Source organism: Mesorhizobium sp. NBSH29, assembly GCF_015500055.1.
In the GTDB taxonomy this organism is placed as follows: Bacteria; Pseudomonadota; Alphaproteobacteria; order Rhizobiales; family Rhizobiaceae; genus Neomesorhizobium.
Genome location: NZ_CP045492.1, coordinates 725,661 through 750,709, shown reverse-complemented (window position 1 = coordinate 750,709; position 25,049 = coordinate 725,661). Strand labels below are relative to the sequence as shown.

The 25,049-nt window shown below is 57.8% G+C and carries 20 protein-coding genes; 16 read left to right on the top strand and 4 right to left on the bottom strand.

The window, feature by feature from the left end; translation table 11 throughout:
- Positions 1 to 78 precede the first annotated feature (78 nt).
- The gene (locus GA830_RS03645) at positions 79 to 2,406 is read left to right on the top strand and encodes a response regulator (RefSeq protein WP_195163752.1); all 2,328 of its coding nucleotides are present in this window, start codon (positions 79 to 81) and stop codon (positions 2,404 to 2,406) included.
- Positions 2,407 to 2,415: 9 nt separating this feature from the next.
- On the opposite strand, the gene GA830_RS03640 is transcribed toward GA830_RS03645, so the two are convergent.
- Both GA830_RS03640 and ispG read right to left on the bottom strand, forming a co-directional pair.
- Positions 2,416 to 3,270, bottom strand: coding sequence for a lytic transglycosylase domain-containing protein (locus tag GA830_RS03640; protein ID WP_195163751.1), 855 nt, complete (start codon positions 3,268 to 3,270; stop codon positions 2,416 to 2,418).
- A gap of 3 nt (positions 3,271 to 3,273) precedes the next feature.
- Complete coding sequence (ispG, locus tag GA830_RS03635) at positions 3,274 to 4,521, bottom strand: flavodoxin-dependent (E)-4-hydroxy-3-methylbut-2-enyl-diphosphate synthase (RefSeq protein ID WP_195163750.1); 1,248 nt, start codon at positions 4,519 to 4,521, stop codon at positions 3,274 to 3,276.
- A gap of 169 nt (positions 4,522 to 4,690) precedes the next feature.
- On the opposite strand from ispG, the gene alr reads away from it, so the two are divergent.
- The 4 genes from alr (at position 4,691) to GA830_RS03615 (ending at position 8,357) form a co-directional block, all read left to right on the top strand.
- Positions 4,691 to 5,806 carry an alanine racemase gene (gene alr, locus GA830_RS03630; protein ID WP_195163749.1) on the top strand — a complete coding sequence of 372 codons (1,116 nt, stop codon included), beginning with the start codon at positions 4,691 to 4,693 and terminating at the stop codon, positions 5,804 to 5,806.
- Between the two features lie 267 nt (positions 5,807 to 6,073).
- On the top strand, positions 6,074 to 6,481 hold the full coding sequence (rnk, locus tag GA830_RS03625; RefSeq protein WP_195163748.1) for a nucleoside diphosphate kinase regulator: 408 nt from the start codon (positions 6,074 to 6,076) through the stop codon (positions 6,479 to 6,481).
- 52 nt (positions 6,482 to 6,533) lie between these two features.
- Positions 6,534 to 7,079, top strand: coding sequence for a nucleoside-diphosphate kinase (locus GA830_RS03620; RefSeq protein WP_195163747.1), 546 nt, complete (start codon positions 6,534 to 6,536; stop codon positions 7,077 to 7,079).
- Positions 7,080 to 7,103: 24 nt separating this feature from the next.
- Positions 7,104 to 8,357: a D-amino acid dehydrogenase gene (locus tag GA830_RS03615; RefSeq protein ID WP_195163746.1), complete on the top strand. Its 1,254-nt coding sequence runs from the start codon at positions 7,104 to 7,106 to the stop codon at positions 8,355 to 8,357.
- A 3-nt stretch (positions 8,358 to 8,360) separates the two neighbouring features.
- On the opposite strand, the gene GA830_RS03610 is transcribed toward GA830_RS03615, so the two are convergent.
- Positions 8,361 to 9,242: a LysR family transcriptional regulator gene (locus GA830_RS03610; protein ID WP_195163745.1), complete on the bottom strand. Its 882-nt coding sequence runs from the start codon at positions 9,240 to 9,242 to the stop codon at positions 8,361 to 8,363.
- Between the two features lie 160 nt (positions 9,243 to 9,402).
- On the opposite strand from GA830_RS03610, the gene GA830_RS03605 reads away from it, so the two are divergent.
- Positions 9,403 to 10,899 (top strand): CoA-acylating methylmalonate-semialdehyde dehydrogenase, encoded by a 1,497-nt coding sequence (locus GA830_RS03605; protein WP_195163744.1) that lies wholly within the window; start codon positions 9,403 to 9,405, stop codon positions 10,897 to 10,899.
- A 104-nt stretch (positions 10,900 to 11,003) separates the two neighbouring features.
- On the opposite strand, the gene GA830_RS03600 is transcribed toward GA830_RS03605, so the two are convergent.
- Positions 11,004 to 11,705 (bottom strand): GntR family transcriptional regulator, encoded by a 702-nt coding sequence (locus tag GA830_RS03600; protein WP_195163743.1) that lies wholly within the window; start codon positions 11,703 to 11,705, stop codon positions 11,004 to 11,006.
- 60 nt (positions 11,706 to 11,765) lie between these two features.
- On the opposite strand from GA830_RS03600, the gene GA830_RS03595 reads away from it, so the two are divergent.
- The 10 genes from GA830_RS03595 (at position 11,766) to pyc (ending at position 25,049) form a co-directional block, all read left to right on the top strand.
- Positions 11,766 to 12,677: a dihydrodipicolinate synthase family protein gene (locus tag GA830_RS03595; protein WP_195163742.1), complete on the top strand. Its 912-nt coding sequence runs from the start codon at positions 11,766 to 11,768 to the stop codon at positions 12,675 to 12,677.
- Between the two features lie 32 nt (positions 12,678 to 12,709).
- The gene (locus tag GA830_RS03590) at positions 12,710 to 13,972 is read left to right on the top strand and encodes an NAD(P)/FAD-dependent oxidoreductase (RefSeq protein WP_195163741.1); all 1,263 of its coding nucleotides are present in this window, start codon (positions 12,710 to 12,712) and stop codon (positions 13,970 to 13,972) included.
- Between the two features lie 17 nt (positions 13,973 to 13,989).
- Positions 13,990 to 14,991, top strand: coding sequence for a 4-hydroxyproline epimerase (locus tag GA830_RS03585; protein WP_195163740.1), 1,002 nt, complete (start codon positions 13,990 to 13,992; stop codon positions 14,989 to 14,991).
- Positions 14,992 to 15,314: 323 nt separating this feature from the next.
- Positions 15,315 to 16,220 (top strand): branched-chain amino acid ABC transporter permease, encoded by a 906-nt coding sequence (locus GA830_RS03580; protein ID WP_195163739.1) that lies wholly within the window; start codon positions 15,315 to 15,317, stop codon positions 16,218 to 16,220.
- 3 nt (positions 16,221 to 16,223) lie between these two features.
- On the top strand, positions 16,224 to 17,618 hold the full coding sequence (gene livM / locus GA830_RS03575; RefSeq protein WP_195163738.1) for a high-affinity branched-chain amino acid ABC transporter permease LivM: 1,395 nt from the start codon (positions 16,224 to 16,226) through the stop codon (positions 17,616 to 17,618).
- Positions 17,618 to 19,066, top strand: a complete 1,449-nt coding sequence (locus GA830_RS03570; protein WP_258045548.1) for an ATP-binding cassette domain-containing protein — start codon at positions 17,618 to 17,620, stop codon at positions 19,064 to 19,066. Before livM ends, GA830_RS03570 begins: the two co-directional genes overlap by 1 nt.
- Positions 19,066 to 19,794 (top strand): ABC transporter ATP-binding protein, encoded by a 729-nt coding sequence (locus GA830_RS03565; RefSeq protein ID WP_195163737.1) that lies wholly within the window; start codon positions 19,066 to 19,068, stop codon positions 19,792 to 19,794. The genes GA830_RS03570 and GA830_RS03565 overlap by 1 nt, the downstream gene beginning before the upstream one ends.
- A gap of 13 nt (positions 19,795 to 19,807) precedes the next feature.
- Positions 19,808 to 20,155, top strand: coding sequence for a DUF6867 family protein (locus GA830_RS03560; protein WP_195163736.1), 348 nt, complete (start codon positions 19,808 to 19,810; stop codon positions 20,153 to 20,155).
- Positions 20,156 to 20,319: 164 nt separating this feature from the next.
- The gene (locus GA830_RS03555; RefSeq protein ID WP_195163735.1) at positions 20,320 to 21,435 is read left to right on the top strand and encodes a branched-chain amino acid ABC transporter substrate-binding protein; all 1,116 of its coding nucleotides are present in this window, start codon (positions 20,320 to 20,322) and stop codon (positions 21,433 to 21,435) included.
- A gap of 146 nt (positions 21,436 to 21,581) precedes the next feature.
- Complete coding sequence (gene pyc, locus GA830_RS03550) at positions 21,582 to 25,049, top strand: pyruvate carboxylase (protein WP_195163734.1); 3,468 nt, start codon at positions 21,582 to 21,584, stop codon at positions 25,047 to 25,049.

The window sequence follows — 25,049 nt, the reverse complement described above, 5'->3', positions numbered from 1 at the left end:
TGATATGTGATCGGGATCACGAAAATCCAAGTTATGGGTCATGCCGCCGGGCATTGCCTGGAGTGGTTCGGGGGTCGCGTGCCAGAGTATTCGTCATTTATCCGTTCGATCCGGGTCCGGTATCTTTCAGGCCTCTTGCTGATAGCGGTTGTCGCGACCGCCATCCTGTTCGCGATGACGAAACTCAATTCTTATCGGAACCAGCTAGACGCGGGTTCAGAAGCATCGATGACGCTTCTTCAGCATCTCAGACAAGCCGCCAGTTTCGCTGAACATACATCGAGCGCTTGGAGAGCGGAAACACGGGCCGAACTGAACGCTGCTGCCCGAGAGCATGCGATGAGAATTACCGCTGATATCGCAAAGCTCGAGCAGACTTACAGCGTGCTGGAGCCGCGTCTCAACCCGGAAAATGCCAGAGAAATCGACACCGCGTCCATCAACGGAGATCTGTTCTGGTCTGCACGGGACATTGTCAGAAACTTGGAATCGATTTCGGATGCGAACAGCATCAATGAATGGACGTTTCGAGAAATTCGCAATCAAAATGACCTTTTTGCGCTGCCCATGCTTACGCGTGCGCGATCGGCGCTGGACAGAGAGCGCCGGGAAACGGAACTTGTGAGCGACCGGCTCCTGGCTGCCTCCAGCCTGCTCATGATGCTGGCTCTCGGCATCGTAGCCTTTTCGATTTTCCGGCCCATGGAACAGGCAATTTCGCGGGCATTTGAACAATCATCGGCCTCTCTTGGCCGAGCAGAAGCTGCGGATCGTACCAAGTCCGAGTTTCTTGCCAATATGAGCCACGAAATCCGAACGCCGATGAATGGCGTATTGGGGATGGCCGAGCTTTTGGCCCGTACCGACCTAACGCCGCGCCAGAAGACATTCACGGATGTGATAGTGAAGTCAGGCAACGCTCTGTTGACAATCATTAACGACATCCTGGATTTCTCCAAGATCAATGCCGGGCAGTTAATGCTTGATCCGGTTCCCTTTCGCCTAGTGGAAGCTGTGGAGGACGTGGCCACACTTTTGTCAGCCCGGGTTGCGGAGAAAAATCTCGAGCTGATCGTAAGGGTAGACCCGAGGCTGCCTGAATCGGTTGTGGGGGATGTCGGGCGTTTCCGGCAGATCATCACCAACCTCTTGGGCAACGCAGTCAAGTTCACTGAGCGCGGCCATGTGCTAATTGACGTTGCTGGAGAACTCAACGGCGATATGCTCGCGCTGACTGTACGTGTGGAAGACACCGGCATCGGAATCCCGCCAGAAAAGCTCGAGGGAGTCTTTGAAAAATTCGCTCAGGTGGATGGAAGCTCGACGCGTCGCCACGAGGGCACCGGGCTCGGGCTTGCCATAGCGGCGCGATTGGTTGGAATCATGAACGGCGCCATTCAGGTTAAATCTGAGCCCGGACGGGGTTCGGCCTTCTGGTTCACGATTGTTCTTCCTGTCTGTGCCACTGAAAAACCCGCCCACGTAGTTCCTGTCGACGTTACCGGGGCGCGCGTGTTGGTGATCGACGACAATCCCATCAACCGAGATATCCTGCTGGAGCAATTGAAGACTTGGGGCTTTGAATGTGCTGCCGCTGAGAATGGCCCCATTGGGCTCGCATTTTTGGAGCGCTCGGCAGAGATTGGCGCGGCAGTCGACTGCGTCATCCTCGACTATCAGATGCCCGGGATGAGCGGATCTGATGTTGCACGTAAGATTGCCGCTGACGGGCGCCATGCACAAATGCCTGTGATCCTTCTCACCTCGGTCGATCAGGTGGATTTTGGCCGCTTGTTCATCGATTACGGGATTGCCGCGCATCTGACCAAACCCGCGCGATCAGCCACGCTTTTAGCTGCTGTGGTGGGTGCAATCCAGAAGGCACGAAACGTTGCGATCAAAGCTGAAACGGTCGGACCCTCCTTCATCGCGCCACCAACAGAGATCAAGCAGGCTGCGCATCCCCTAAAGCCTGTGCGCCGCGAGACTCGGGAAACGCTGTCCGGCCTTGATATCCTGATTGCTGAAGATAATGATGTGAACCAGTTGGTGTTCGGTCAAATCTTGAATGGGCTGGATTTGAGCTATAGGATCGCCAGCAATGGCCGCACAGCCGTCGAGATGTACCGAGCGCTGGCGCCGCGGCTCATCCTGATGGATGTGTCGATGCCCGAAATGAACGGGTACGAGGCCACCCGAGCAATCAGGGCCGCGGAGAAAGGCACTGGCGTTCATACACCTATTATAGGCGTGACCGCACATGCGCTAAAGGGCGATCGCGAGAAGTGCATCGACTCGGGCATGGATGACTATCTATCCAAGCCGATTTCGCCTGATCGTCTTGCCTCGAAAATAGACATGTGGCTGGACCATCCGGCGGGGGCAGCGCTCGCTCAATCAGCCTGATGGCGCAGTTTACCGATTGCGGAGCACGATGCAGGCCCCGCCTACGGTGTGAAGCTTGCGGCAGATTACATCGGCCTCGCCGCGCGATTCTGCTCCGATCCGAACTGCATAAATGCCCGTGCGCCCGCGTGGCGACTTGATGCGGCTGACCACAGGGCTATGGCCGGCCAGCAAACCGGGGAAACGCTTGCGCAGGATATCCCACTGGCGAACCGCTGCCTGGCGACGGAAATTGCCTGCTACCTGGATTCCCCAGGGTTTGATCCTGATCCGAGACATCGGTACAGTGGCCGCCATGATGATTGGCAGATTCCGGCAGGCTTCCTCGAAGGTGCGTTTGGGATCGAGTGCACGCACGGCTCCCTGATAGCTTGCCTTGGTAAAGCTATCGGCTGCCTCGCCCATCACGTCGAGCACGTAATCCTCTGTTTCAAGAGGAAGAAAGCCCCCGGATTTCAGCCAGCGCGATACACGTGTTTCCCCTGCATTATAGGCTGCGGCCGCAAGTCCCAGATTGCCGTAACCGTGTTTCAGTTCCCCAAGATACTTGGCTGAGGCCGGAATAGCCTGCTCAATATCAAATGGGTCTGAAAGGCCCCGCATTTTTGCCGTGCCAGGCATGAACTGGGCGATACCCTCTGCGCCGACGGGGCTCACAGCAGTGGCGTCAAAACGGCTTTCCTTCCAGATCAGCCGGGCGAAGAATTCGCGGGGCAGATTTTGGCTGTCGGCATATGTTTCTATCAATTGACAGATGCGCTCGACTGTCGGCTTGGTGGTGACGTTGGAATCGGGCTCGGCGCTGGCGGGTGTAAATGCTATGACCCCGCAAAGCAGCACTGCCGCCTTCGGGATTATCCTCATGCTCTATTCCGCCGCCTGTTTTCCGCGCCCGAACCGGGCTTCGATATAGGTGGCCACCATGGCCTGGAACTCTTCGGCAATTTTGGGTCCTCGTAGTGTCGCAGCCTTCTTGCCGTCGATGAATACGGGAGCTGTGGGGGTCTCGCCGGTGCCAGGCAATGAGATGCCGATGTCAGCATGTTTCGATTCGCCTGGGCCGTTGACGATGCAACCCATCACCGCCACTTTAAGCTCTTCGACGCCTGGGTATTGCTCGCGCCATATGGGCATGTTTCTTCGAATGTCACCTTGAATGTTCTGCGCCAATTCCTGAAAAACAGTTGACGTGGTGCGGCCGCAGCCAGGGCAGGCGGCAACGATGGGGATAAACTGTCGGAAACCCATGGTTTGGAGGAGCTCCTGCGCCACCTGGACCTCTCGGGTGCGGTCACCGTTCGGCTCAGGCGTCAGCGACACACGAATGGTGTCGCCAATCCCCTGCTGTAGCAAAATTCCCATGGCCGCCGAGGAAGCCACAATGCCTTTGGTGCCCATCCCGGCCTCGGTCAGGCCAAGATGCAGCGCGTGATTGGAGCGGGCTGCGAGTTCAGCGTAGACGGCGATCAGATCCTGCACCTGGCTGACCTTGGCCGACAGGATGATCTTTTCGCGCGGCAGGCCGATATCTTCGGCCGCAGCCGCTGATAGTAGGGCTGACTGGACAATCGTCTCTCGCATCACCTGATTGGCCGTGAGCGGCGAGCCGTTGGTCTGGTTCTCGTCCATCAGGCGGGTCAGCAGAACTTCATCGAGCGAGCCCCAGTTTACACCGATACGCACCGGCTTGTCGAACCGGATCGCCGTTTCGACGATATCAGCGAACTGCTTGTCCTTCTTATCCTTGAAGCCGACATTGCCTGGGTTAATGCGATATTTTGCCAAAGCCTGTGCGCAATCGGGATGGTCGGCGAGCAGGCGGTGGCCGATATAGTGAAAGTCTCCAACCAGCGGGACGCCGACGCCAAGTCTATCAAGGCGTTCGCGAATTCTCGGCACAGCGGCCGCGCTCTCGTCACGATCAACTGTGATGCGCACCAGTTCCGAACCGGCCTTGGCGAGCGCTGCAACTTGCGCAACCGTGCCGTCAATATCGGCAGTGTCGGTATTAGTCATCGATTGCACGACCACGGGCGCGCCGCCACCAACCAAGACGCCGCCGACATCGACGCCAATGGAGGTGCGTCGGTCAAAGGGGGATGCAAAATAGGCCATGGCCGGGCACCTTGTTCAGCCGAGCTTTTATGGTTCTCAGGTGGCTGACGAGGACGACGATGTCAAGGCGCGCAGTGTCTACCGGCTCGCCCCTTGCAACGGAACCGCGATTGAGAGACTAGGATATCAGTGCTGACGACCTGCGGGCGAATGTAGGACAGGTAACGCTATGGTGGACCGAGATTGCGACCCGGAGAATCTGGCAGGCGCTGTTCTTACGATAGATCTTGGAGCGATCCGCGCGAACTACCGGCAGTTGGCCCGCTTGGCAGGTGGGGTGCAGAAATGTGCCGGAGTCGTCAAGGCAGATGCCTATGGGATCGGTGCAGAAAAAGTGGCGCCTGCGCTGAGTGCGGAAGGCTGTTCAACGTTCTTTGTCGCGCACATCAGCGAGGGTATCGCATTGAGGGGTATCCTTGGCTCTTCCGCGCACATTTACGTGCTCAACGGCGTTCCACCGGGTGGCGAAGCCGAAGCTATTGCGCACGATCTACGTCCCGTGATCAACAGCCTTGAACAACTCGCTGCCTGGCGACAGGCTGCGCTCCGTGTGGGCAACGTGTGTGCTGCCGCACTGCAGGTCGATAGCGGCATGGCGCGACTCGGGATGGCCCCGAAGGAAGTGGAGCACATCGCCGCGGATCATGCCGCGCTCGCCGGCATTTCGATTACTTTGATCATGAGCCACCTGGCCTGTGCCGACGAGCCGGGTCACCCGGCAAATGCACAGCAGCGGAACAATTTCGACATACTGCGCAGCAAATTGCCGCAAACGCCGATCTCCCTCGCCAACTCGGCAGGAATATTTCTGGGCAAGGACTATCTCTATGACTTGGTGCGCCCCGGGATTGCGCTTTACGGTGGCAATCCTGTTCCTGGCTGGGCAAACCCGATGCAGCCTGTCGTTGGCCTGCAGGCAAGGGTCATCCAGACGCGACCGGTTGCCGCTCGCGATGGGATTGGTTATGGCCATGCATTCTTGGCGCATGAGCCCCTTACAACCGCAACCATCTCACTTGGCTATGCTGACGGCTGGCCACGCCGGGTGGGGGGATCAGCCTTTTATCACGGCACGCGCCTGCCCTTCGTAGGGCGCGTCTCGATGGACAGTATCATCCTCGACATTTCGGCACTGCCGCCCGAGACGCTGCATGCAGGCGACCTTGTCGATCTCATAGGGGTTGACCAGAGTGTGGACGAGATTGCTTCTCTCGCCGGCACCATCAGCTATGAAATCCTGACAGGCCTTGGCCAGCGTTACCACAGGAGGTATCTCGGCGCCTGAGCCCTTTACGCTTCGACCTTGACAATTCGTTCCCCCTGGGGTTGGCTCGTACCATGTGCATCGTTGAACATCATCGCAGCGCCTGCTGCTTCCGGATCTGCCCTATCGCGGGATCCTAGCCCCTTGGCTTCGCCGTATGCGCCGGCGGCCATGGGGATCTTCCATTACGCATAAGCCAACGCAATCCTCCTTCACGGGTGAGGTTGCATTACATGTTTAGCGGACGCCCGGCCCTGTGCCTGGCGCTGGAAGTTACGGATTGTCATCATGCGCGCTCAACGCGAACGCCGCCCAACCAACATTGTTGTGGGCGAGGAAGATTATCACAGGCTCTCCAGCCTTGCGTTGGCGGTGCAGGAACGGATGCCTGATGTGGCAGAAGCCCTGCTTGCAGAGATGGACCGCGCCGATGTGGTGCCGGACCGCAAAGTTGCCGATTCGGTCGTGCGGATGGGTTCAAGCCTCGAATACCGGAACAGCGCCGGTGTTACCCGTAGTGTCACTTTGGTTTATCCTGGCGACGCTGACCTTGCCGCAGGCCGCATTTCCGTTCTGAGCGCGCTTGGCGTCGCGGTGATAGGGCTGAAAGTCGGTCAGGTTGCCCACTGGACCTCCCATGATGGTCGCCCGATGGAGATCACTCTGGTTTCGGTACACCAGCCGGTCGCGGCCTGAACAGCCATTAAGAATTCCATTTCGCCTGAGATTGCCGGAAGGAGATCGTGCGATGAACACTGTTCCGCGCCTGACCACCAAGGACTATGCCATCCTCGAAACCATGCTCGACCGTTGCTGCGGAAGGGGCGATCCAATGGAGCCACTTCTGCGCCGCAAGCTGGGGGCAGCACTGGTGCGGTTTCGCGAGGATATCGAGGCGGATGTCGTGACTTTGAACAGTCGCGTGGTGTTTCGCGTCGACGATGGAGCGCCGCTGACGCGCATCCTGGTACAAGGAGAAATCCGGGCACTGGTTGGGATGACTATTCCCATAGGTGTCCCACGCGGACTATCAATGCTTGGCCACCGCGCTGGTGACACAGTTGCTGTGGCCAAACAGGATGGCAGCGCCGAGCACCTCTTCATCGAAGCGATCGCTTTTCAGCCTGAGGCGGCGCAGCGCAGGGTTGCGCATTCCCATGTTGCTGGACGTACGGGTGCCCCCTTCCTTCGACTTGTATCTTCTTCCAATATTCCGGTAAGACCAGCGAGTATCCCGCCTCCTGCGATTGCCCGGAATGGACCAGATGACGACCCCGGGCCCTCAGCGGCCTGACGACAATATACAGGGACTGAACGAATGAAGATTCTCGTGCTTGGCGGCGGTGTGATCGGGGTGACAACGGCGCACTATCTTGTCGAAGCCGGCCATCAGGTAGAGGTGGTGGAGAGACGGGAAGGGCCGGCGCTGGAGACCAGCTTTGCCAATGCGGGGGAGATTTCGCCCGGTTATGCCTCGCCGTGGGCAGGCCCTGGAGTACCGTTCAAGGCGATTAAATGGCTTTTGATGAAGCACGGGCCGCTGGTCATCAAGCCGCTGCTCTCACCTGCCATGTGGTCGTGGACATTGGCCATGCTGCGCAACTGCACTGCGGAGCGCTATGCGGTGAACAAGTCGCGCATGGTGCCCATCGCTGAATACAGCCGCGACATGTTGAAGGCGCTGCGGGCCGATATCGGAATCTCCTATGACGAGCGCGCGCAAGGAACATTGCAGCTTTTCCGGACACAGAAACAGGTCGATGGCACGGCGGACGACATTGCAGTGCTGAAGGAGTTTGGTGTTCCCTATGAGGTGTTGGATCGGGAAGGTTGCATCCGCGCTGAACCGGCACTCGCCTCCGTGCGGGGAAAGTTCCAGGGTGGGCTGCGCCTTCCAGGCGACGAGACCGGCGATTGTCGAATTTTCACGGAAAAGCTTGCCCAACACGCAGCCGCGAACGGCGTGACATTCCGCTTCGGCACACGTATCGATCGGATAGTTTGCCAGGGTGACGCAGTAACCGGTATTGCCACCAGCGCCGGCCTTTTGGAGGCAGATGCCTATGTTGTCGCGCTTGGCAGCTATTCGCCGATCATGCTGAAGCCGCTTGGGTTGAAGGCTCCGGTCTACCCGATCAAGGGCTATTCGATCACCTTGCCGATCACGGATAAGGCGGGTTCGCCGGAATCGACCATAATGGATGAAACTTACAAGGTGGCAATCACGCGCCTTGGCGACCGGATCCGCGTCGGCGGCACGGCTGCGATTGCGGGATACGACATGAATTTGACTGAAAGTCGCAAAGCGACACTGGTTCATTCGGTCAGTGATCTTTTCCCGCACGGCGGCGATTTGTCCAAGGCCAGTTTCTGGTGCGGGCTCCGCCCGATGACGCCCGATGGCCCGCCTATTATCGGGCAAGCCGGACCCAAGAATCTGTATCTCAATACCGGCCATGGCACCTTGGGGTGGACGATGGCGTGCGGCTCTGGAAAAGTGATGTCCGATATTATTTCTGGGGAGAAGCCAGAGATCGATGTGCGGGAACTCGGCCTGAGCCGCTACGGCTAACGGTCACAGAAACAAGGCGCGTTCTTTTTCTACAGCGCTCGCGATGAACTGTGCGACGATCTGGATGCGACGCAGCCGGCGCACGCTGTCGTGGTAGACCAGCCAATAGGCGCGTCGGATAGTTGGCATACCAGCAAGCGCAACAAGCTCGGCGTGGTCTCGGGCGATGAACGCATGAAGAATGCCAATACCTGCACCTGCGCGCACCGCCTCCACCTGCCCCAGCGCCGAGGAGATCGAAAATTTCGTTTGCCAATCGCTCATGAATTCACCGGAATAGTCGAGCGAAGCGCTGGCGATCAGATCGGGCACGTACCCGACCAGGCGATGGCGGGAGAGGTCGGCTGCATTCTGCGGTAAGCCGTACGCTTCGAAATAGGATTTAGACGCGTAGAGGCCGAGCGAGTAATCAACCAGTTTTGAAGCGACGAGCCGACCCTCTGTTGGACGTTCCACCGTGATGGCTATGTCGGCTTCACGGCGTGACAGTGAGAAGGATTTAGGCACCGGAACGAGCTGGATGGAGAGTTCGGGATAACTTGTCGCCAGAATACCCAGCCGGCGGGCCAGAAAGGCTACGCCAAAGCCATCTGGTGCGCCTATCCGCACGGTCCCTGAAATCTCGTCGCCTTCGCCGGAAATATCTGCACGCGCAGCGATCATCTCGGCTTCCATACGCTCTGCCACTATGAGGAATTTGTCACCCGCGGGGGTTGTTTCGCTCCCGGTGGTCAGGCGGCGGAACAGTTTTGTATTAAGCGCTTCCTCCAGGCTGGCAATACGGCGCGACACGGTGGCGTGGTTCAGGCCCAGCCGCTTGGCCGCGCCAAGAATTTGGCCGGAGCGAGCGACCGCCAAGAATACGCGAATATCATCCCAATTCATCGGCATGTCCTGTCCATTCTGATGTTGTGGAAGACTGCACCATTTCATGCGCGAAAGAACAGTGTACGTTATTTTACGCACAACAGCTGGTTTTTCGCTCGCGTTGCCATTTCGATTGAAGCGAAGGACAATGGCGAAAATTCACGATTAGGAGAGTGCCATGGTCACGTACGGACATTTTATCGGTGGCAAGAATGTTGCCGGCACTAGCGGGCGCCAGCAGGACGTCATGCAGCCCATGGACGGCTCGGTTCGTGGGAGCGTCGCGCTTGCCTCGGCCAGCGAGCTGGATGCGGCGGTGCAGAACGCCAAGGAAGCGCAGCGTGGTTGGGCTGCCACCAATCCGCAGCGGCGCGTGCGCGTGTTGATGAAGTTTCTGGAACTGGTCAACCGGGAGTATGACTCGCTGGCCGAGCTTCTGGCGCGCGAGCATGGCAAGACCATCGCCGATGCCAAGGGCGATATTCAGCGTGGGCTTGAGGTCGTCGAGGTGTGTATTGGTGCGCCCCATATGATGAAGGGCGAATTTACCGACGGTGCCGGCCCCGGCATCGACGTTTATTCCATGCGCCAGCCGCTTGGGGTGGTCGCCGGCATCACGCCTTTCAACTTTCCTGCCATGATCCCGTTGTGGAAGATCGCCCCAGCGATCGCGTGCGGCAACGCCTTTATTCTGAAGCCTTCAGAACGCGATCCGGGCGTGCCGATGCGTATCGCAGAGCTTTTTGTCGAGGCCGGTCTGCCGGAGGGCGTCCTTAACGTCGTGAATGGTGACAAGGAAGTGGTGGATGCCATTCTGGATCACCCGGATGTCAAAGCTATCGGGTTTGTCGGCTCAACGCCGATTGCGCAGTACATCTATTCGCGAGGCTGCGCCAACGGCAAACGCGTACAGTGTTTCGGTGGCGCCAAGAACCACGCCATTATTATGCCAGATGCCGATTTGGATCAGACCGTGGATGCGTTGATCGGCGCCGGTTACGGTTCGGCTGGCGAGCGCTGCATGGCGATCTCGGTTGCAGTTCCGGTTGGCAAGGAAACAGCGGACCGGCTGATGGAAAAGCTCATCCCGCGTGTGGAGAGCCTGAAAGTCGGTCCTTCGACGGACTCATCTGCCGATTTCGGTCCGCTGGTAACCCAGCAAGCGCTCGAGCGGGTGAAAAACTATGTCGATATCGGCGTCAAAGAAGGCGCGACGCTTGCCGTTGATGGGCGCGGATTTTCCATGCAGGGTTATGAGAATGGCTACTACATGGGAGGCTGCCTGTTTGACGATGTTACCGCCGACATGCGCATCTACAAGGAAGAAATCTTTGGGCCGGTGCTTTCGGTGGTGCGCGCGCAGAACTACGAAAAAGCAATACAGTTCGCCAACGAGCATGAAATGGGCAACGGCGTTGCCATCTTCACCAGAGACGGCGATGCGGCGCGCGATTTTGCCAGCCGCGTGCAGGTTGGCATGGTTGGCATCAATGTACCCATCCCAGTGCCGATTGCCTATTACACTTTTGGTGGCTGGAAGGGCTCAAGCTTCGGCGATCTCAACCAGCATGGTCCGGATGCGTTCCGCTTCTACACCAAAACCAAGACAGTTACCTCGCGTTGGCCTTCTGGCATCAAGGACGGCGCCGAGTTTGTCATCCCGACGATGAACTGACGCGCAGGCACCACCAAAACCGCGGCGGGTGTTGAACCACTCGCCGAGGCTACTCAGGGCGGCCATGTCGGATGCTTCTGACAAGGTTTCGATGTCGGACAGATCTACCGCCTGGCAACGGTTTCTGCGTTGGCTCGAAGCAGGCCCATCAGCCGGTCTGCCTCATTTCCGGCTCCTTGCATGTCTCCATCAACGATCGCCCGAATCAGGCTGACATGGTGTTCGGCTGCTGGAGCGAGGCCTGAATCGGCCTGGAAGCGAAACCAGAAGCGGCGGCTGTGGGTCTGCAAGGGTGCCGCCAGCCGTGCGGCGAACGGGTTGTCGGAAGCCGTGGCCATAGTTTCGTCGAGAGCCTTATCGGCTTCAAGAAATGCGATGACGTTTCCTGCAACAACGGCTTTCTGCATTGCCATCCCAGCGTCGTACAGTTGCTCGGCAGCTCCGCGTGTTACATAGCGGGCGGCGGCACGCGCCAGAATGATCTCGACGCCGCGTCTTGCATCAATGACGCGAAGCCAATCTGCGGGGTGGATGGCCCCAATCGCGATGCCCGAACGCGGTCGAACCTCGACAAGCCCTTCCCAAGCTAATCGCTGGATTGCTTCGCGCACCGGCGTGCGGCCAAGCCCGACCAGTTCGATTAGCGCGCCCTCAGTGGTGATCGATGCCGGCGCCAGTTCCAGCGTTACGATCATGCGTTCTAGCGCGCGGTAAGCCCGCGACGTGACCGATTCCGTAAAAGTTGCGGGTTCATCCAGCAAGGGAGTGCTCCATATCTCATATATTTTTGATATATCAGGGCTCATCGCAGATTGACAGGCTGCATTATTGCTCGTATATCACAGATATATCAGATGGAGAGTACTATGTGGAGCGGAGTTTTTCCGGCGGTAACGACCAAGTTCACAGAGGATGATCGCCTTGATCATGCCGAGATGGAGCGCTGCTTTGCGCTGCAGATGGAAGCCGGTTGCGATGGCATCATCGTCGCCGGTTCTCTGGGTGAGGGACCGATGCTGAGTCATGACGAAAAGCTCTCGGTGATGGAAACAGCGCGCAAGGTCGCCGGAAACAAGCCGGTGATGCTCACCGTCAACGAGGCGGGCACACGTGAGGCCGCGGAGATGGCGCGCCGGGCTGCCAAAGCGGGAGCCGATGGCCTGATGATTGTACCGAGCCCCATCTACCACACCAACCCCGACGAGACGGTTGCTGCCTTGAAAGCGGTTGCCGCTGCCGGCGGGGTGCCGGTAATGATTTACTCCAACCGCGTTGCCTACCGGGTGGATGTCACTATCGAGGTGATGGAGGCGCTTGCTTCCGACCCGCTTTTTGTAGCGATTAAAGAATCGTCGGATGACATCCGTCGCTCGACCGAGATCATCAATCATTTCGGTGACCGGTTTGACCTTTTCACTGGCGTCGATAATCTCGCCTTTGAAGCGCTTTCTGTTGGTGCCATCGGCTGGGTAGCAGGCTTGGTCACGGCGTTTCCGCGCGAGACGGTGGCGATATATCAACTGATGAAGGAAGGCCGTCGCGACGAAGCGCTTGCTATATATCGATGGTTCCGGCCTTTGCTTGATCTCGATGTGTCCAGTTATCTGGTTCAGAACATCAAGCTGGCAGAGGTGCTCGCCATCGGTACCAATGACCGCGTGCGGATGCCACGCCAGCCGCTTACAGGTGAGCGACGCAAGGCAGCCGAGAGAATCGTCAGGGATGCACTTGCAGTGCGGCCGGAACTGCCCGCATTCGGGTTGGCGAAAGCGGCGTAATCTATCCAACTTCAGGCAGGGGTGCCTCCGCATTGTCTCTCGGGACCGCATTAACAGAACCGCTCGATGTCGCCATTATCGGCGGCGGCATCATTGGCATTGCCACCGCGGCGTATCTCGCAGAAGTTGGCTGTAACGTTACGGTGATCGATCGCACCGGCATCTGCGAGGAAACAAGTTCCGGCAACGCCGGTGCACTCGCATTTTCGGACATTTTGCCGTTGTCCCACAAGGGCTTGATAAAGAGCGCGCCGAAATGGCTGCTTGATCCGCTTGGACCGCTATCCATCCCCCCGGCCTATCTGCCAAGCTTGATGCCCTGGCTCTACCGGTTCTGGCGCGCAGGCAACCCGCGCGGCTTGGAGTCCTCCCTTTCTGCGCAGGCCACACTGATGGCGCATGCCGAACGCTCTTGGGACGGGTTGGTTGCACGCGCCGGCGTTCAGGGGATGGTCCGATCAGATGGTTCGCTTGAATTTTATGAGAGCGAGAACGAGTTGCAGGCCGCTGCATTGGGCTGGGCTGCGCGCGACCGGTTCGGCATCCCCTATCGCCATCTGAAGCGAGACGAGATCGAACACTATCAGCCCGGACTTTCGCCCCGGTTCGTGGCTGCTACCTTTGTGCCGGGTTGGAAGACAGTGAGCGATCCCCGCGATTTCGGTCGGGCGCTTTGGGCATACGCGGAAGCAAGAGGCGCGCAGTTTATCAAGGGCAGGGTCGAAACGCTGGGTGCTGACGCAGCGGGCACGATAGTCGCGCTGGCCGACGGCCGAACACTTGTCGCAAACCACCTTGTCCTAGCTGCGGGCGCATGGTCGCACCGGCTTGCCGCACAGCTGGGGGAAAAATTTCCTCTTGAGACCGAACGCGGATATAATACGACGCTACCCGTTGAGGCCTTTGATGTGCGGCGGCAGCTCATCTTTTCCGGCCATGGCTTTGTCATCACGCCGCTTGCCACGGGGTTGCGTGTCGGTGGTGCGGTCGAGTTTGGCGGGCTGGAACGAAAACCCAATTTCGCCCGATCGAGAGCGATGCTGGAAAAGGCAAAGCGCTTTTTGCCGGGGCTGGAGACTAGTGGTGGCCGTGAATGGATGGGGTTTCGTCCGTCGCTGCCCGATTCGCTGCCTGTAATTGGGCGCGCAAAATATCATTCCAACATCGTCTATGCATTCGGACACGGTCATCTTGGCTTGACGCAGGCTGCGGCCACCGGCAGCCTTGTGTGCGATCTGTTGATCGGCCAAAAGTCGGCAATCGATATTGCACCTTTTTCCCCGCAACGGTTCTAGCTCGGAGCATCGGCTTAATGGCACGGCATTCCTTCCACTGCATTGACGGCCACACATGCGGCAATCCCGTGCGGCTGGTTGCCGGCGGCGGACCGTTGCTGAAGGGTGATACGATGATGGAAAGGCGCGCGCATTTTCTGGCCGAGTATGACTGGATCCGTACCGGTTTGATGTTTGAACCGCGCGGCCACGACATGATGTCTGGTTCTATCCTATATCCGCCGACACGCGAGGATTGCGACATCGCCATCCTGTTTATAGAGACATCGGGCTGCCTGCCTATGTGTGGCCACGGCACCATTGGCACTGTCACCTTTGCGCTGGAAAACGGGCTGGTGAAGCCGAAGACGCAGGGGACGCTGAGGCTCGACACCCCAGCGGGATTGGTCGTAGCCCAATACAGGCAGGACGGCGACTATGTTGAAGAGGTTCGGATTACCAATGTCCCAAGCTTTCTTTACGCCGAGGGGCTTTCGGTCGAATGTCCGGTGCTTGGGGCGCTGACAGTGGATGTCGCTTATGGCGGCAATTTCTACGCCATCATTGAGCCACAGCAGAATTTTCGAGACATGGCGGACTACACAGCAGGCGATCTCGTGGCGTGGAGCCCGCTTCTGCGCAAACGCCTCAACGAAGCCTATGAGTTCGTCCATCCAGAAAATACGGCTATTAAGGGCTTGTCCCACATATTGTGGACCGGGGCTGCGAGCCAGCAGGGAGCGGATGCCCGCAATGCGGTGTTTTACGGCGATAAGGCCATTGATCGTTCGCCGTGCGGAACAGGAACTTCAGCGCGCATGGCGCAACTTCACGCCAAGGGAAGGCTCGCGGTGGGGGCAAACTTCGTGCACGAATCCATCATCGGATCTCTGTTTTACGGCAGGGTCGAGCAGGAAGTGCCCATAGCCAACGGGCAAGGGATTGTTCCGTCCATTGGCGGTTGGGCTCGTTTAACCGGCTACAACACGATCTTCATCGATGATCGGGATCCATTTGCGCGCGGTTTTGTCGTCAATTGAGCGCATTTTCACCCGGAGCAACCATAGAAGGCCTTTCGAGCCAATTGCAAGAAATATCCAAAAATGTCAGAAAGTCTGCAATCTTATTCGGTGGGTCTTGAAAAATCGAGACGATTAGTCAAAGACATTGCGTTAGGCCAATGCTAGCTTCCGCGTGGACCAGGCAGGCCAAGTTTGGCATCGGCAATTCATCTGCAGGCAAACATGCCGCATGCCGCGATAAAAGTTGACGGCGCAATCCAGCCTCGGCAGGGTGCGTAAAGGGGAACAAATCATAGGAATGCGACCCGAAACGGGCGACATTCCCGGGGAGTCGCGTATACATGGAATATTTCGTCCAGCAGCTTATAAACGGGCTGACGCTGGGGTCCATCTATGGCCTGATCGCAATCGGCTATACGATGGTTTACGGCATCATCGGCATGATCAATTTCGCCCATGGCGATATTTTCATGGTCGGCTCCTTTGGAGCGTTGATCACATTTCTCGTTCTGATCGGACTTGGCCTTGGTTCGTTGCCGGTCGTGATCGCGTTGTTGATCATGATGGTCGTGGCGATGCTGCTTACGAGTCTTTACAACTGGACCATTGAAAAGTTGGCCTACCGGCCGCTGCGCGGTTCTTTCCGACTGGCGCCGTTGATTACTGCCATCGGCATGTCGATCGTCTTGTCCAATTTCGTTCAAGTTACGCAGGGTCCGCGCAACAAGCCGATCCCCCCGATGATTTCCAAAGTCTATGAAGTTTACGGCATCAGCATTTCGGCCAAGCAGATTGTGATCGTAGTCGTGACTGTGCTGCTACTGGCTATCTTCTGGTACCTGGTCAACAAGACGTCGCTAGGGCGGGCGCAGCGCGCCTGCGAGCAGGATCGAAAGATGGCGGCGCTGCTTGGCGTCGATGTCGACCGCACCATCTCCATCACGTTCGTTATGGGCGCTTCGCTCGCTGCCGTCGCCGGCACGCTCTACCTCATGTATTATGGTGTCGTGGTTTTTTCCGACGGATTCGTACCCGGTGTCAAAGCCTTCACTGCAGCGGTGCTGGGGGGCATCGGCTCCATTCCAGGTGCGGTACTCGGCGGCCTGTTGATCGGCTTTATCGAGAGCATGTGGTCGGCCTACTTCTCCATCGATTACAAGGACGTCGCGGCGTTTTCCATCCTCGCGATCGTGCTGATCTTCATGCCCTCCGGCCTTATGGGCCGCCCGGAAGTCGAAAAGGTATAATCGATGGCCGTATCCCACGTCGCACCGGACAAGGCTGAAAGCACAGTGTTTGCCAAAGCCCTCCGGGAGGGCCTTTATGCGGGAATTATCGCATTAGGGCTCTTCGTCCTCCTAGTCGGGCTGAAAACCGACCAGAACATCCGTAACGAGCTTGTTGTTGTCCAGCGCTGGGGAATGCTGGCTATCATGGTCGCCATCGCTGCTGTGGGGCGCTTCCTCTACGTCGCCTACGTCCTGCCGGCGGTAGCGCGGCGAAGCTCAGCCAAGGCGCGCGTAAAGACCGCTGTGATGGGAGAGCCGACCTTCCTGTCACGCCATGGGCAGACTCTCGGCCTTGTCTTCCTGTTCCTGTTTCCGGCTATCGTCATTTCAATGACCGGCATCCAGGGCTCGTTGAAATGGATTGACAATTTCGGCATCCAGATACTGATCTATGTGATGCTGGCTTGGGGCTTGAACATCGTCGTCGGGCTCGCTGGCCTGCTCGATCTCGGCTACGTCGCCTTCTATGCAGTGGGGGCATATTCCTACGCACTGCTTGGCACGGAGTTCGGCTGGTCGTTCTGGATTCTTTTGCCAGCGGCTGGCGCGATGGCTGCCATGTGGGGTGTCATCCTCGGCTTCCCAGTGTTGCGATTGCGCGGGGACTATCTGGCGATTGTCACATTGGCGTTCGGCGAAATCATCCGTCTGGTTCTGATCAACTGGCGCGAAGTTACAAATGGCGTGTCTGGTATATCCGGCATTCCCAAGATAAGCTTTTTTGGCCTCTTCTCCTTTAATGTGTCTGACCCGGACTACATCTCCAAGGTTTTCGACATCCCGCAATCGGGCGTCTACTACAAGATATTCCTCTATTATCTGATCCTGCTTTTGTGCCTACTCACGGCGTTTGTTACTATGCGTCTCAGGCGTATGCCGGTCGGGCGGGCCTGGGAGGCACTGCGCGAGGATGAAATCGCCTGCCGATCGCTGGGTATCAATACGACGACTACCAAGCTTACTGCCTTCGCAACCGGCGCGATGTTTGGCGGATTTGCCGGGTCATTCTTTGCAGCGCGACAGGGCTTTGTTAGCCCTGAGTCTTTTATCTTCCTGGAATCGGCAGTCATTCTGGCCATTGTTGTGTTGGGTGGAATGGGCTCGTTGACAGGCATTGCCATAGCCGCTGCCGTGATGATCGGAGGCACCGAAATTCTGCGCGAGATGCAGTTCCTCAAACTTGTCTTCGGGCCTGACTTTACGCCGGAACTTTACCGCATGCTGCTCTTTGGTATTGCGATGGTGGTGGTTATGGTTTGGAAGCCTCGCGGGTTCGTTGGCAGTCGACAACCCACGGCCTTCCTGCGCAAGAGCAAGGCCGTATCCAGCGACTTTACCAAAGAGGGACACGGCTGATGGCCAAGGCGGAAAAACCCGTGAAAGACGCCATCCTCAAGGTTGAGCATCTTTCGATGAAGTTCGGCGGGCTCGTGGCCATTGGCGATCTGTCCTTCGAGGCCAGGCGCGGGGAGATCACCGCGCTGATCGGCCCCAACGGAGCCGGCAAGACTACGGTCTTCAATTGCATCACTGGTTTCTACAAGCCAACTGAGGGGATGATCACCATGACCCGCAAGGGCGGTGAAACTTACCTTTTGGAGCGGATGCCCGATTTCCAGATCACCGCCAAGGCGAAGGTCGCCCGGACCTTCCAGAATATCCGTCTGTTCTCGGGAATGACGGTTCTGGAAAACCTTCTGGTTGCCCAACACAACAAGCTTATGGTGGCGTCGGGCTATACGTTCCTTGGACTTCTGGGCATAGGCAGCTATGCCAAGGCATCCGAAAAGTCGGTCGAACTGGCAAAATTCTGGCTCGAAAAAGCTGAACTTATTGATCGCGCCGATGATCCGGCGGGGGATCTTCCCTATGGTGCACAACGCCGGCTGGAAATTGCCCGCGCTATGTGCACGGGGCCGGAGCTCCTTTGCCTCGACGAGCCTGCGGCAGGGCTAAACCCGCGCGAGTCCGCCGCACTGAACGCGCTACTCAACGACGTCAAGGACACGACGGGCACATCAATCCTGCTGATCGAGCACGACATGTCGGTGGTCATGGAAATTTCAGACCATGTCGTGGTGCTGGAATACGGTCGCAAGATCTCCGATGGCGACCCGACATCAGTCAAGAACGATCCCAAAGTAATCGCGGCATATCTTGGCGTCGACGATGATGAGGTGGAGACTGCACTCACAGAAGTTGGCGATGAAGATGTCATCGAAAAATTCGATGCTGAGCCGGATCGCGCACACGGCCCAAGATCGTCCTCTTCAATGATGGCGGGGGCTGTGAGCGACACGATCGGCCACAGCGATTCGCATGGTGAGCGTATTACGGTCTCCCGTAGCGCATCCAAGTCGGGCCAAGTGGAAGCGCGCGCAGCGCGCGCCAGCGGTGCTCTGTCAGCCAAAGCGGCAACGTCTGCCAAAAAACATTCTACGGCCGCAGCGTCCAAGGCGTCCGCTTCGGCAAAACCTCCCGTAACTGGCAAACCTGCCAAGCCTTCAGCTGCTGCCTCAGCAAAAACGTTGTCCAACACGTTGAAAGCACCGCGTGGCGGCAAGGCTGACCGCCTCGTCGACATCAAGGGCATTGGGCCGGTCAACGAGCGCAAGCTCAATCAACACGGCATCTTCCATTTTGATCAGATTGCAGCGTGGAAGAAGTCCGATATCGAGGCAGCAGAAGCCTATCTGGCTTTTGACGGTCGCATCGAGCGCGAAGATTGGCGCAGCCAGGCCAAGGTTCTGGCGAAGCAAAGTGCTGCACTAGCCAATACCACCAAGCGCGGGGGACGCAAATAATGGCCGCCAAAGCGCTGCTCACAGTCGAGAATGTAGAGACTTACTACGGGAACATCCGTGCGCTCAGCGGCGTCGATGTGGTCGTCAACGAGGGCGAGATCGTTGCCCTCATCGGGGCCAACGGAGCTGGCAAGTCGACCCTCATGATGACCATATTCGGCTCGCCACGGGCGCGGACCGGCAAGGTGATATTTGCGGGCACTGACATCACCGAAATGCCAACGCATGAAATCGCGCGCATGCGGATCGCCCAGTCGCCAGAAGGCCGCCGGATCTTCCCGCGGATGACGGTCAAAGAAAACCTCCAGATGGGCGCCAGCCTCGACAATCTGGAGTACTTCGATGAGGACGTGGAGAAGGTGTTCACGCTGTTTCCTCGCCTCAAGGAACGGATTGTCCAACGCGGGGGTACGCTCTCGGGGGGCGAACAGCAGATGTTGTCTATCGGGCGTGCGCTGATGGCGCGGCCTAAACTTTTGCTGCTGGACGAACCTTCGCTTGGCCTGGCGCCGCTGATTGTTAAACAGATCTTTGACGCGATCCGGGAACTAAACAAATCGCAGGGCCTGACCGTGTTTCTTGTCGAGCAAAACGCATTCGGTGCGCTGAAACTCGCCGACCGCGGCTATGTCATGGTCAACGGGAAGGTGACGATGAGCGGTACCGGCAAGGAGTTGCTGGCCGACCCGGAAGTTCGCGCAGCATATCTCGAAGGCGGCAGGCACTAGGAGGAGAACTACCATGCAGGGAATTCTCTACGAGGAACCCTCTATTTTACAATTTTTCTTCGTCACCTGCCTGCTTGGTGGGTGGGCAGCATGGATGACCGGACGCGCCTGTGCACAGACCTGGCGCTCCTATCCGTCGCTTATCCTTTATCTTATGTTGCTGGGCATTGCGGTGCGATTTATCCATCATGCGCTCTTCAACGGCACGATGTTCTCGCTGCACTTCTATCTGGTTGATGCGGTCGTGCTTCTGATCATCGGCACGTTCGGTTTCCGTTATACGCGCGCTGACCAGATGGTCAGCCAGTATAGCTGGCTATACGAGCGGACCTCTCTTCTTTCGTGGAAGTCGAAAAACTGAACGCAAATCTGCACGTTTGGCTTCGCGCATTCACCATTCACGCTGATTTGGATCAAATCGGCGTGACAAGTGCCGGGAAATCGGCATTCTATACCGTCTGCGAGATGGGTGGGTCGCATGATACGGGAAATCCAAGCTCACCTTAGTTTAATGGGAGTTATTCTATGAAAAAGTCACTGTTGTCCGCAGTTGCGCTGACCGCACTTGTTGCGTTTAGCGGCAACGCATGGGCGGACGTACTGGTCGGTGTTGCCGGCCCGCTCACATCAGCCAACGCCGCGTTTGGTGCCCAGTTGCAAAAAGGCGCGGAAGCCGCAGCTGCTGAAATCAATGCCAATGGCGGCATGAATGGCGAGCAGATCAAGATCGCTTTGGGCGACGACAGTTCCGATCCAAAGCAGGGCATCTCTGTCGCCAATAAGTTCGTAGCTGATGGTGTCAAGTTCGTTGTCGGTCATTTCAACTCCGGCGTCTCAATTCCGGCTTCCGAAGTCTACGCCGAGAACGGCATCATGCAGGTCACGCCAGCTTCTACCAACCCGACTTTCACCGAACGTGGTCTGAAGAACACGTTCCGTACCTGCGGCCGTGACGATCAGCAGGGCACTATTGCGGGCGCTTATCTGGCAGAGAAGTTCAAGGACGCAAAGATTGCCATCATCCACGACAAGACACCTTACGGACAGGGTCTGGCTGATGAGACCAAGAAGGCCATGAATGGCGCTGGTCTGACAGAAGCCATGTATGAAGGTGTCAATGTTGGCGACAAGGATTTCTCGGCGCTGATCGCCAAGATGAAGGAGGCGGGCGTTTCCATCGTTTATTGGGGTGGCCTCCACACGGAAGCCGGCCTGATCATCCGTCAGCTGGCGGATCAGAGCCTCAAGGCTACGCTAGTATCGGGCGACGGTATTGTGTCGAACGAACTGGCATCGATTGCCGGTGATGCAGTTGCGGGAACGTTGAACACGTTCGGTCCAGATCCACGCCTTGCCCCTGCAAACAAGGATCTGGTCGAGAAGTTCCGCGCTCAGGGCTTTGAGCCGGAAGCCTATACGCTCTACTCCTATGCAGCGATGCAGTCGATCGCAGCTGCTGCTAATGCAGCAGGTACAAATGACCCCGTGAAGGTGGCAGAAGCTATGCGGACGAAGGGTCCGTTCAAGACCGTCCTCGGCGACATGTCGTTCGACGAAAAGGGTGACTCCACGGCTCCCGGCTACGTTATGTATGAATGGAAGAAGGGCGACGACGGCAAGTACACCTACATTCAGCAGTAAACATCCGAATCTTTTCGGGAATGGATGCCCGGCGCTTGCGCCGGGCATTTTTCTTGCGTGCAACGCGGTGCTGGACGAAGATGTTTGCACCGCAGCATTTTCGAGGCTAAGCAGTTTCTGCCTACTTCCCCAACGGAGCCTGCCAGGTGCGCATAAAGAAACTGCTTGTCGCCAATCGGTCTGAAATTGCCATCCGCGTATTTCGAGCCGCCAATGAACTTGGGATCAAAACGGTTGCGATATGGGCGGAGGAGGACAAGTACGCGCTACACAGGTTCAAGGCCGACGAGAGCTACCAGGTTGGCCGGGGCCCGCATCTGGAACGCGATCTTGGACCCATCGAGAGCTATCTTTCGATTGAGGAAGTGATGCGCGCGGCAAAGCTTTCTGGAGCCGATGCGATCCATCCAGGCTACGGGTTGCTATCGGAGAGCCCCGAGTTTGCAGATGCTTGCGAAGCTGAAGGAATCATCTTTATCGGGCCGCGGCCCGACACGATGCGCCGACTCGGTAACAAGGTAGCGGCGCGCAATCTTGCGATCGAGGTAGGCGTACCGGTCGTGCCTGCAACCACGCCCCTGCCGGACGATGGCGAACAGATCAAGAAGATGGCTGCCGAAATCGGTTATCCAGTCATGCTCAAGGCATCCTGGGGTGGCGGCGGGCGCGGCATGCGTGCCATCCGCACTGAGGCGGATCTTCTGCGCGAGGTTACCGAAGGCAAGCGTGAAGCCATGGCGGCGTTTGGAAAGGACGAGGTCTATCTCGAAAAGCTGATCGAGCGCGCGCGCCATGTCGAGGTTCAGGTATTGGGTGACACGCATGGCAATGCCGTTCATCTGTTTGAGCGCGATTGCTCCGTCCAGCGACGGAACCAGAAGGTGGTGGAACGCGCGCCAGCGCCCTATCTTGACGCCGCTCAACGCGCCGAACTGTGTGGCTATGCGCTCAAGATCGCGCAGGAGACCAGCTATGTCGGCGCCGGAACTGTTGAGTTCTTGATGGATGCCGACACCGGCAAATTCTATTTCATTGAGGTCAATCCGCGTATCCAGGTGGAGCATACGGTTACCGAACAGGTTACCGGCATCGACATCGTCAAGGCTCAGATTCATATCCTCGAGGGTGCAGCCATTGGCACGCCTGCCTCGGGAGTTCCGGCGCAGGCAGACATCCGGCTTAACGGTCATGCGCTTCAATGCCGGATTACCACCGAAGATCCCGAGCAAAATTTTATTCCCGATTATGGCCGCATCACCGCCTATCGTGGTGCCACCGGCTTCGGCATCCGGCTGGATGGGGGGACCGCCTATTCGGGCGCGGTGATTACCCGCTTTTATGATCCGCTGCTGGAAAAAGTTACTGCCTGGGCGCCGACGCCGGAAGAGACGATTGCGCGTATGCACCGGGCATTGCGCGAGTTCCGTATTCGCGGGGTGGCAACAAACCTTACATTCCTGGAAGCGATCATCACGCATCCGGCGTTTCGCGATAATAGCTACACGACCAAGTTCATCGACACGACGCCGGAACTGTTTGCGCAGGTCAAGCGGCAGGATCGCGCTACCAAGCTTTTGACCTACCTTGCCGACGTGACCGTGAACGGCCATCCAGAGACGCGTGGCAGGCCAAGGCCGAAGGAAGACATCGCGCTTCCGGCGGTGCCCTATGTCGACAAACCGATTACGCCGGGCACCAAGCAGCTGCTCGATGATCTCGGTCCGAAAAAATTCGCTGGCTGGATGCGTGAACAGAAGCAGGTTCTGGTCACAGACACGACGATGCGCGACGGCCACCAATCGCTGCTGGCTACGCGCATGCGTACACACGATATCGCCCGCATCGCCGGTGTCTATGGGCGCTCGCTGCCAAATATGTTCTCGCTCGAATGTTGGGGTGGCGCTACCTTCGACGTCGCCATGCGCTTCCTTACCGAGGATCCGTGGGAGCGGCTCTCACTGGTGCGTCAGGGTGCGCCCAACATTTTGCTGCAGATGCTGCTTCGCGGCGCCAACGGCGTCGGCTACACGAATTACCCGGACAATGTGGTGAAGCATTTCGTCCGGCAGGCAGCACTGGGCGGAATCGATCTGTTCCGCGTTTTCGATTGCCTCAACTGGGTCGAAAACATGCGCGTGTCTATGGATGCCGTCCTGGAAGAGGATAAGCTTTGCGAAGCGGCAATCTGCTACACAGGAAATATCCTCGACCCTCTCCGCTCCAAATACGACCTTAACTATTATGTCAGCCTGGCGCAGGAGCTTGAAAAGGCAGGCGCGCACATCATCGCCGTCAAGGACATGGCAGGACTGCTCAAGCCTGGGGCAGCCCGGGTATTATTTAAAGCACTGCGGGAAGCGACGGACCTGCCGCTGCATTTCCACACGCATGATACTTCGGGCATCTCGGCTGCCTCCGTTCTGGCCGCGGTCGACAATGGCGTTGATGCCATCGATGCCGCCATGGACGCGCTGTCGGGCAACACCTCGCAGCCTTGCCTCGGTTCGATCGTCGAGGCTCTGAAGGGTCATGAGCGTGATCCGGGCCTCGACCCGGAATGGATCCGCCGCATCTCGTTTTACTGGGAGGCGGTACGCAACCAGTATGTTGCGTTCGAGAGCGATCTCAAGGGTCCCGCCTCGGAGGTGTATCTGCACGAAATGCCGGGCGGGCAGTTTACCAACCTGAAGGAACAGGCCCGCTCGCTCGGGCTCGAGACCCGCTGGCATGAAGTGGCGCAGGCCTATCATGACGTCAATTTAATGTTTGGCGATATCGTCAAGGTCACGCCTTCGTCCAAGGTTGTCGGAGACATGGCGCTCATGATGATCAGCCAGGATCTGAGCGTCGCCGATGTGGAGAACCCGGCCAAGGACATCGCTTTCCCGGATTCGGTCGTTTCCATGCTGCGTGGCGATCTTGGTCAATCGCCGGGCGGTTGGCCGGACGCGTTACAGAAAAAGGCGCTCAAGGGCGACAAGCCGGTGACGGTCCGGCCCGGATCTCTTCTCGAGGAAGCGGATCTGACCAAAAGCCGCGAGGAGATAGAGGCCAAGCTGGAACGCAAGCTCACCGAATTCGAGTTCGCATCATGGCTGATGTACCCGAAAGTCTTCACAGATTTTGCCGGTGCTCAGGAAACCTATGGTCCTGTCAGCGTGCTGCCAACGTCGGTATACTTCTACGGGATGAAACCGCAGGACGAGATTTTCGTCGATCTCGAGCGCGGCAAGACCCTTGTGATCCGTTGCTTTGCCGTTGGCGATGTGGACGACAAGGGCATGGTCACCGTGTTCTTCGAACTCAACGGCCAGCCGCGCCGCGTAAAGGTTCCAGACCGCGCGCATGGTGGGTCCGCGTCCAAGGCAAGGCGCAAGGCCGAAGTTGGAAACGAGGCGCATGTCGGCGCACCGATGCCCGGTGTGGTTTCTACGCTCGCGATTGCAGCAGGCCAGGCCGTGAAGGCAGGCGACGTGTTGCTGTCAATCGAGGCCATGAAAATGGAAACCGCCCTTCATTCCGAACGCGACGGAACCATTGCGGAAGTGCTGGTCAAGACTGGGGACCAGATTGACGCCAAAGACCTGCTGGTCGTGTATGCGGTTGAAGAATAG